General features: G+C 29.7%; 6 protein-coding genes. 3 read left to right on the top strand and 3 right to left on the bottom strand.

All coding sequences use genetic code 11. The annotated features are described in order from the left end of the window. The 3 genes from H612_RS09335 to H612_RS0107540 all read right to left on the bottom strand — a co-directional run. On the bottom strand, positions 1 to 1934 hold a 1934-nt coding region (locus tag H612_RS09335), incomplete at its 3' end, for a vWA domain-containing protein (RefSeq protein WP_035500466.1). Between the two features lie 119 nt (positions 1935 to 2053). After that, positions 2054 to 2182 carry an LPXTG cell wall anchor domain-containing protein gene (locus H612_RS0107545; RefSeq protein ID WP_027130891.1) on the bottom strand — a complete coding sequence of 43 codons (129 nt, stop codon included), beginning with the start codon at positions 2180 to 2182 and terminating at the stop codon, positions 2054 to 2056. 15 nt (positions 2183 to 2197) lie between these two features. After that, positions 2198 to 2788 (bottom strand): hypothetical protein, encoded by a 591-nt coding sequence (locus H612_RS0107540; RefSeq protein WP_027130890.1) that lies wholly within the window; start codon positions 2786 to 2788, stop codon positions 2198 to 2200. A gap of 284 nt (positions 2789 to 3072) precedes the next feature. On the opposite strand from H612_RS0107540, the gene H612_RS0107535 reads away from it, so the two are divergent. The 3 genes from H612_RS0107535 (at position 3073) to ppdK (ending at position 7299) form a co-directional block, all read left to right on the top strand. Beyond that, the gene (locus H612_RS0107535; protein ID WP_027130889.1) at positions 3073 to 3690 is read left to right on the top strand and encodes a helix-turn-helix transcriptional regulator; all 618 of its coding nucleotides are present in this window, start codon (positions 3073 to 3075) and stop codon (positions 3688 to 3690) included. 6 nt (positions 3691 to 3696) lie between these two features. After that, positions 3697 to 4506, top strand: coding sequence for a pyruvate, water dikinase regulatory protein (locus tag H612_RS0107530; protein WP_027130888.1), 810 nt, complete (start codon positions 3697 to 3699; stop codon positions 4504 to 4506). A 156-nt stretch (positions 4507 to 4662) separates the two neighbouring features. Further along, a complete protein-coding gene (gene ppdK / locus H612_RS0107525; RefSeq protein ID WP_027130887.1) occupies positions 4663 to 7299 on the top strand; it encodes a pyruvate, phosphate dikinase in 2637 nt (878 codons plus the stop codon). Positions 7300 to 7348 lie beyond the last annotated feature (49 nt).

The following is a 7348-nucleotide window of genomic DNA, read 5'->3' as shown; positions in this document are numbered from 1 at the left end:
ACTTCAGGTTTTTGATTTTTATCTTGTCCTTTATTGTCTTCAACTTTAGGCTTATCATTTTTATCTTTATCATCCTCATTTTTCGGCGTTTGAGGAATATCTTTTTCTTTTTTATCTAGCGAAAATACTTGATCAGGTAATTTTACAGTAGATGATTTGTCTTCTAATCTATAAGAAAAGGTAGAAGATAATGTTTTATTTTTGTTATCATCTTTTAGCTTAATTGTATACTCAAGCGATAAAGGAGAGTTATCAACTAAATCATCTTTTTCAAATTTCCATGTTACATTTGGCTTACTAGAACTGAAAAGTGACCATAGACTACTATTTGAATTATTAAATTTTGCATTTCCTTTATTAACAGTTGGTCCTTGAGTTAAAGTTGTTCCAGCTGGAAGTTCATCCTTTAATTCAATAGTGGTTAGCTTCTTCTCAAAAGTTTTAGCAGTTTCTTTTTGATTAGTAAGAGTTAAGAAATTCTTTTCACTTGAAATATCTTTTAAAAATTTATCATAATCAGTGTTTGCATTATCAACATCTATAGAGTGGAATTTAATGCCTTTTGCTTTAGCTTTATTAGTTTCTGCTAAGGCTGAGTTATTATGATTATAAAAAGTTAGTGAGTGTGGCTTGAATAGCCAGTTTCCAAGGCGTCCTCCAATATTTTGAACAGGATCAAAGTTCGTTGTTAGATTATCAAAAAAATCTTTTTTATCTTTATTCTTTTTTTTGTACTCTGAACTTTTGAAGAAGTCATTTAGTTTTTCAAAAGGACTAAATTCCTTTAAATACTTGGCGATTAAATTCTTAACAGGAGTGCTAATTTCTCCGTTCTTTTTATAACCTTTATAAGTGTGAGCATCTGTTCCGTCACCAACTCGTTTATCGTAATCAAAATCTGTATTCTCTGTTGGCTTAGTTTCATTTAGTTGGACATAATCTAAATTAGGTAAAAACAAACTTCCTAGTTTTGCTAATGATTCGATATCCCCAACATTAATATTGAAAAGTTTGGCAATAGCTTGTAATTCACCAACATTGTGTCTCGTATGATTAACTTTATATGGGAATAAACCTAATAACTTGTGGATTGTATTCACTTTTTGAAGACTGCCTGTTGGAACTTCTTTATCACTTTTTTTAAAATCATAGCTATAGTTGGATTTCCCATATGATAACATAACTATATGTTTTGATCGTTGTGAATCTTGTTTTTGTAATAGTTCACTAGCTTGGTGTATTGCTTTTTGTAAAAATGCCTCTTCATGTTTTTTAACAGAAGTTGAATCGCTATTAATGTGTTCTTTAATTTTATTTATATCATCAGTAAAATCTACAATATTTTTTGTATCACTATTAAAAACGATTAAGCTAAGTTTATTTTTATTATTTCCACCTAATATATGAGATGAAAGAGTCTCTAGCAATTTCTTTGCTTGTTCTAAACGCCCATTTTCTTTCATATGACTAGAAGTATCTAGTAGAGCGACTATATCTGCACCATGATCAATTTCTTTTTTTATAATTTCTGTTTTGACTTTCCAAGTATCAGGTGAATTTTGTTGTTCATAGGTTCTTTTTATAGTTGCGATATCGGTTTCAGTTGTTGTGCTGAAAGTTTTTTGTTTTTCACTATCTTTTTGAATGGAATCTTCCTTGGTAATTTCTTTTTGCGCTAATAAAGTTTTTTCATTATTTTTATTAGTGGTATTTTCTACATTAGATTCTTTTACAGAATCTAGTGTGGAGTTACCTTTTTCGTTATGTTGTGAGCTACTAGTATTTATTTCTTGTTTTGCTTCAACTGCTTTTACTTCTTTTTGTATTGTACCTGCAGTCCCTAATATCGAAAAGATAATGGCAGTAGAAGTGAGTCCAATTTTATTTTTTCTTAGAGAATAAGTTATAACTTTGTTAAATTTATTTGAGTTCATAAAGTTACCTTTCTTTTTTTATTTTAAAAGCATATCAAAGGTCATTTTATAACATCAATATGTAATCAATGTGAAAATTAAAAAATAAGCATAAGTTTTTATGCTTATTTTTATTTCTATTATTTATTGTTTTTTCTTCTCCAAATAACAAAAATAATTATTAACACAATAATTAAGATACCAATGTAGATACCATAGTTTTTAATTGCTTCTCCTGTATTTGGTAAAGTATTATATAATGAATTCATGGGACAGTCCTCAACTTATTCTTTCTCTGTTTTATTATTGAAAACTTCAGTCTGAACCTTTTCTTTTACTTGATTAATAGTTTCTGTAGAATTATTTGAGAATTGTTCTACTTTTTCTTGAACATTAGAATCATATACTTCTGTTTTAATGTTATGAAATTGGTTTTTAATACTATTTACTGTTGATTGTGTATTTTTAACAAATGAATCTAAAGTAGGTTTTATCTCTTCCACCACTCCTTTAGCTACACTAATATTATTTTTAAAATCTTTTGAATAGTCTTTCATATCAACAACATGGTCTTTTATTTCAGAAACATTGTTAGATAATTCTTTTCCATATTCTACAGTTTTATTATATTTTTCTTCAATATTATCTTTAGTTTTTGATGCAATTTTTTTTATATCGTTAAAAAGATAGTTAACCGCTTCAGTTACACCATTTTTTTGAGCATATTTAACCATGCACCTAGTATAGCCATATGAATCTTTTGCTTTTTGTTTTAGAATATTTGTGTGTTCTTCAAGTTTATTAGGATTTTTTGTGTAATAGTTTGCTACTGCAACTCCCGAACTTATAATTAACAGTTTTGATAATTTTGACATAATCTCACCTCAATACTTTTTGTTTAATTATAACACATCTATCTTTAAATTAAAATAAAAGAAAAATAGATAAGAATTATACTTATGGAAGATATTTTGTTTAGTAATTAGAGATTCCAGTGTAATAATCATAGTTAGGAGATAATTATGCTCATTATAAAGTGTTTTCTTAAAGATAGAGATGTGTTATTTTTTAATTATTACACATTATTTCGGATTAAAGTATTGAATTAATATATAATATATTGTATAATTATTACTGTAAAATAAAAAAAGGAGGAAAAATGAAACTTACTGATCGACATAAAGCTATAATTGACATAGTAAAAAGTTTTGAACCAATAACTAGCGAGGAAATTGCGGAAAAACTTTCTTTAGGAAAGTCTACATTGCGGAATGATTTAGCGGTTTTAGGGATGTTAGAAGTGCTAGAGGCAAAACCTAATGTAGGTTACTATTATAATTATGACTTTTCACCAGGAGAAAAACGAGAAGAGATAAAAAGTAAATTAGTAAAAGAAATAATGGGAATCGCAATTACTGCGAAAAGTACAGCAAGCTATTCAGATGTATTATCTAAATTATTTATTTATGATGTAGGGACTATTTTTATAGTTAATGAAGATAATCACTTAGTAGGGGTAACATCAAGAAAAGATATGCTGAAATTATCGAGAAATTCTGATGCAGAAAAATTACCGATAGCATTAGCAATGACAAGAGTACCGAATATTATCTACATACATGAAGATGATCTTGTAAGTGATGCTCTTAGAAAAATTATTTTACATGAGATAGATTGTCTACCAGTCGTCAGGGAGGAAGCTGGTGGGAAAATTATCGTAGGAAAAATTTCTAAAACTACATTAATTAAATTATTACTAGAGATACTGGAGGGGTAGTTAAGTATGTTAACTGTACACATAATATCGGATTCTATAGGAAATACTGCAAAAGATGTGGTTGATGCTGCGTTGGTTCAGTTTTCTTATTCGGATGTACGATATAAAATTTTAAAAAATTCTAATGTTGGAACGAAAAGCAAAATAGATTCTATTGTAGAAAATATAGATTTAAATGATGTTATTGTTCAGACATTAGTTGATAAAGAGTTGGCAAGGTATACCAGAGAACTTGCTGAAAAAAAAGGGATAGTCGTAATAGATTTACTGAGCAATATGCTTAATATTTTTGAGAAAAAATTAGAAGTAAAACCGGAAAATAATCCAGGATTAATAAGAAAAATGGGAGCGGAATATTTTAAAAGAGTTGATGCTTTGGAATTTGCAGTTAAGTATGATGATGGTAAAGATATTAATGGATTAAAAGAGGCTGATGTAATAATCTTAGGTGTATCAAGAACTTCTAAGACACCACTTAGTTTGTACTTGGCCAATAGAAATATAAAAGTTATGAATGTGCCAATTGTTCAAGATTTAATATTACCAGAGCAACTTTTCGAGGTTAAAAGAAAAATAATAGGACTTACAAACTCTGTAGAGCAGCTTAATAAGTTAAGGGGAGAAAGACTTAAAGCTCTAGGAGTTGAGCATGGTACGGATTATACAGATGAAGTTCAAATATTTGAAGAACTGGAGTATGCATTGGAGATTATGGAAAAAATAGGGTGTCCAGTAATAGATGTCCAAAATAAAGCAATAGAAGAGACTGCGGAAATTGTTGTGAATATAATGAGAGAACGTGGTTTAGAGGTTTAAACAAGAATACAAAATATTTATTAAATATATTAAATTATAAAAATTTGAATTTAATTAATTCAGATTCATATGAATTATTAAGAAGTTACAATGTAATATGTGATTAACATAACTAATTTTAAATTACAAGTAAAATAGTTCGAAAGGGGAAACAACATGACAAAGAAATACGTTTATAATTTTAGTGAAGGAAATAAAGATATGAGATCTTTATTAGGAGGGAAGGGAGCTAACCTTGCAGAAATGAAATCACTAGGTATTAATGTACCTCCTGGATTCACAATTACAACAGAAAGTTGCAATAGTTATTATGAAAATGGAGAAAGAATAAAACCTGATATTCTAAAACAAATAAATGAGCAGTTAGAAATTTTAGAAGAAACTATTGGGAAAAAACTAGGAAGTTTAGAAAATCCATTATTAGTATCAGTAAGAAGTGGTGCTGTATACTCAATGCCAGGAATGATGGATACAATTTTAAACTTAGGTTTAAATGATGAGACTACTATCGTTTTAGCTAAAAAAAATAATAATTATCGTTTTGCATATGATAGTTATAGAAGATTTATTCAAATGTTTTCAGATGTAGTAATGGGAGTTGATAAATATAAATTTGAAGAGGTTTTAACAAGGGTAAAAGAAGCGAATGGTTATACTCAAGATAGCGATATGAATGAGAAAGATTTATTCAAAGTAGTAGAAGAATTTAAAGCTATTTACAAGAGTGAAACTGGAAAAGATTTTCCAATGAGTGTAAAAGAACAGCTGATGCTTGCTGTAGAAGCAGTATTTAAATCATGGAATAATAATCGTGCAAAAGTTTATCGAAGATTGCACAACATTAGTGATAAATTAGGAACTGCTGTTAATATTCAAGCGATGGTATTTGGGAATATGGGAGATAATTGTGGTACTGGAGTTTCGTTTAGTAGAAATCCAGTTACAGGAGAAGATGAACTGTTCGGAGAGTATTTGATAAATGCTCAAGGAGAAGACGTAGTAGCAGGAATTAGAACTCCTAAAAATATCAGCGTGTTAGCTAATGATATGCCACATATTTACAAAGAGTTTGTTGATATTTCTAAAAAATTAGAATATCATTACAAAGATATGCAAGATATAGAATTTACAATAGAAGATGGAAAATTATATATCTTACAAACTCGTAATGCTAAGAGAACACCAAATGCAGTTGTAGAAGTTGCAGTATCGCTAGTTGAAGAAGGTGTTATTACAAAAGAAGAAGCAATTTTGAGAATAGGATCAGATGAAGTAAATAAACTTCTTCATGCTACATTTGAGGAAAAATCATTAAAAGCAGCGAAACAGTTGACTCAAGGATTAGCAGCTTCACCTGGTGCAGCCACAGGAAGAATTTATTTTTCAGCACAAGATGCGGTAGAAGCAGCAAAAAATCATCCGGTAATATTAGTAAGAGAAGAGACATCTCCAGAAGATATAGAAGGAATGGTTAGTTCAGGTGCGATTGTAACATTAAGAGGTGGAATGACTTCACATGCTGCAGTAGTAGCTAGAGGAATGGGTAAATGCTGTGTTTGTGGATGTCAAAATATGATAATTGACTATAAAGAAAAAACATTAAAAGTGTCTGATATTACCTTAAACGAAGGAGATATTATTTCAGTAGATGGAAGTAGTGGTAAGGTATATTTAGGAGAAGTAGAGAAGGTTGATGCAACTTTCAGTGATAGGTTTAAAAAATTATTAACATGGGCTGATGAAATTAGAGAAATGAAAGTATTCGCCAATGCTGATAATGAGATTGATGCAAAAGTAGCATTTGACTTTGGAGCAGAAGGTGTAGGACTTTGTAGAACAGAACATATGTTCTTCGAAGAAGATAGAATTAGTTTGGTAAGAAAAATGATTTTAGCCGCAGATACTACTGAGAGAGTTAGATTTTTAGATAGATTGCAACCGATTCAAAGCGAAGATTTTTATAAAATTTTTAAAGCAGCAGCTGGGAAATCAGTTAATATTCGTTTATTAGATCCACCACTACATGAATTTTTACCAAAAGATGATAAAACGATAGAAATTATTGCCGAGGAAATAGGTGTAAGTGTTGCACAACTTAAAGCTAAAATAACTAGTATTGCGGAATTTAACCCTATGATGGGACATCGTGGTTGCCGTTTGGGTGTAACGTATCCAGAGATTTATTTAATGCAAGCAAAAGCAATTAGTTCTGCTGCAATAAGGGCAAGAAAAGAAGAAATTAACGTTAATGTGGAAATAATGATACCTTTAGTAGGTTTAGAAAAAGAGTTGTCTGTTTTACGTGAACAAATTGTTGAGTTAGTAGAAAAAGAAATGCACTTATACAATGCGGAATTTAATTATAAAGTGGGAACAATGATTGAAATACCTAGAGCTTGTATAATTGCCGATAAAATTGCAAAACATGCAGACTTCTTTAGCTTTGGCACAAACGACTTGACTCAGCTTACTTTTGGATATTCAAGAGATGACGCGGAAAAATTTATAGATATCTATAAGAAAAAAAATATTTTAGAATCAGATCCATTTGTTCATTTAGATGAAAGTGGAGTATTAGAACTAATGAAGATTGCAGTTGATAAAGCGAAAGAAACAAAACCTAGCATTAAGTTAGGGATTTGTGGAGAGCATGGAGGAGATGAAAAATCAATTCTATTATGTTCAAAAATAGGATTAGGATATGTATCATGTTCGCCATATAGAGTGATAATTGCAAGAATAGCGGCAGCAAAAGCTGCAATAGGAAATGTAGAAGAGGCTACAACCAAGTAAAAACTTCTAGTTTAAATGGTGTAATGGTTTGATAATTGAGAAAGACTAG

Source organism: Gemella cuniculi DSM 15828, assembly GCF_000425665.1.
GTDB classification, from domain to species: Bacteria; Bacillota; Bacilli; order Staphylococcales; family Gemellaceae; genus Gemella; species Gemella cuniculi.
This window is presented reverse-complemented; position numbering and strand designations above follow the sequence as displayed.

Bases quoted from the DNA above. Each gene is read 5' to 3' on its own strand.
- H612_RS0107530 (WP_027130888.1), top strand. From the start codon at position 3,697: ATGTTAACTGTACACATAATATCGGATTCTATAGGAAATACTGCAAAA.
- H612_RS0107545 (WP_027130891.1), bottom strand. From the start codon at position 2,182: ATGAATTCATTATATAATACTTTACCAAATACAGGAGAAGCAATTAAA.
- H612_RS0107540 (WP_027130890.1), bottom strand. From the start codon at position 2,788: ATGTCAAAATTATCAAAACTGTTAATTATAAGTTCGGGAGTTGCAGTA.
- ppdK (WP_027130887.1), top strand. From the start codon at position 4,663: ATGACAAAGAAATACGTTTATAATTTTAGTGAAGGAAATAAAGATATG.
- H612_RS0107535 (WP_027130889.1), top strand. From the start codon at position 3,073: ATGAAACTTACTGATCGACATAAAGCTATAATTGACATAGTAAAAAGT.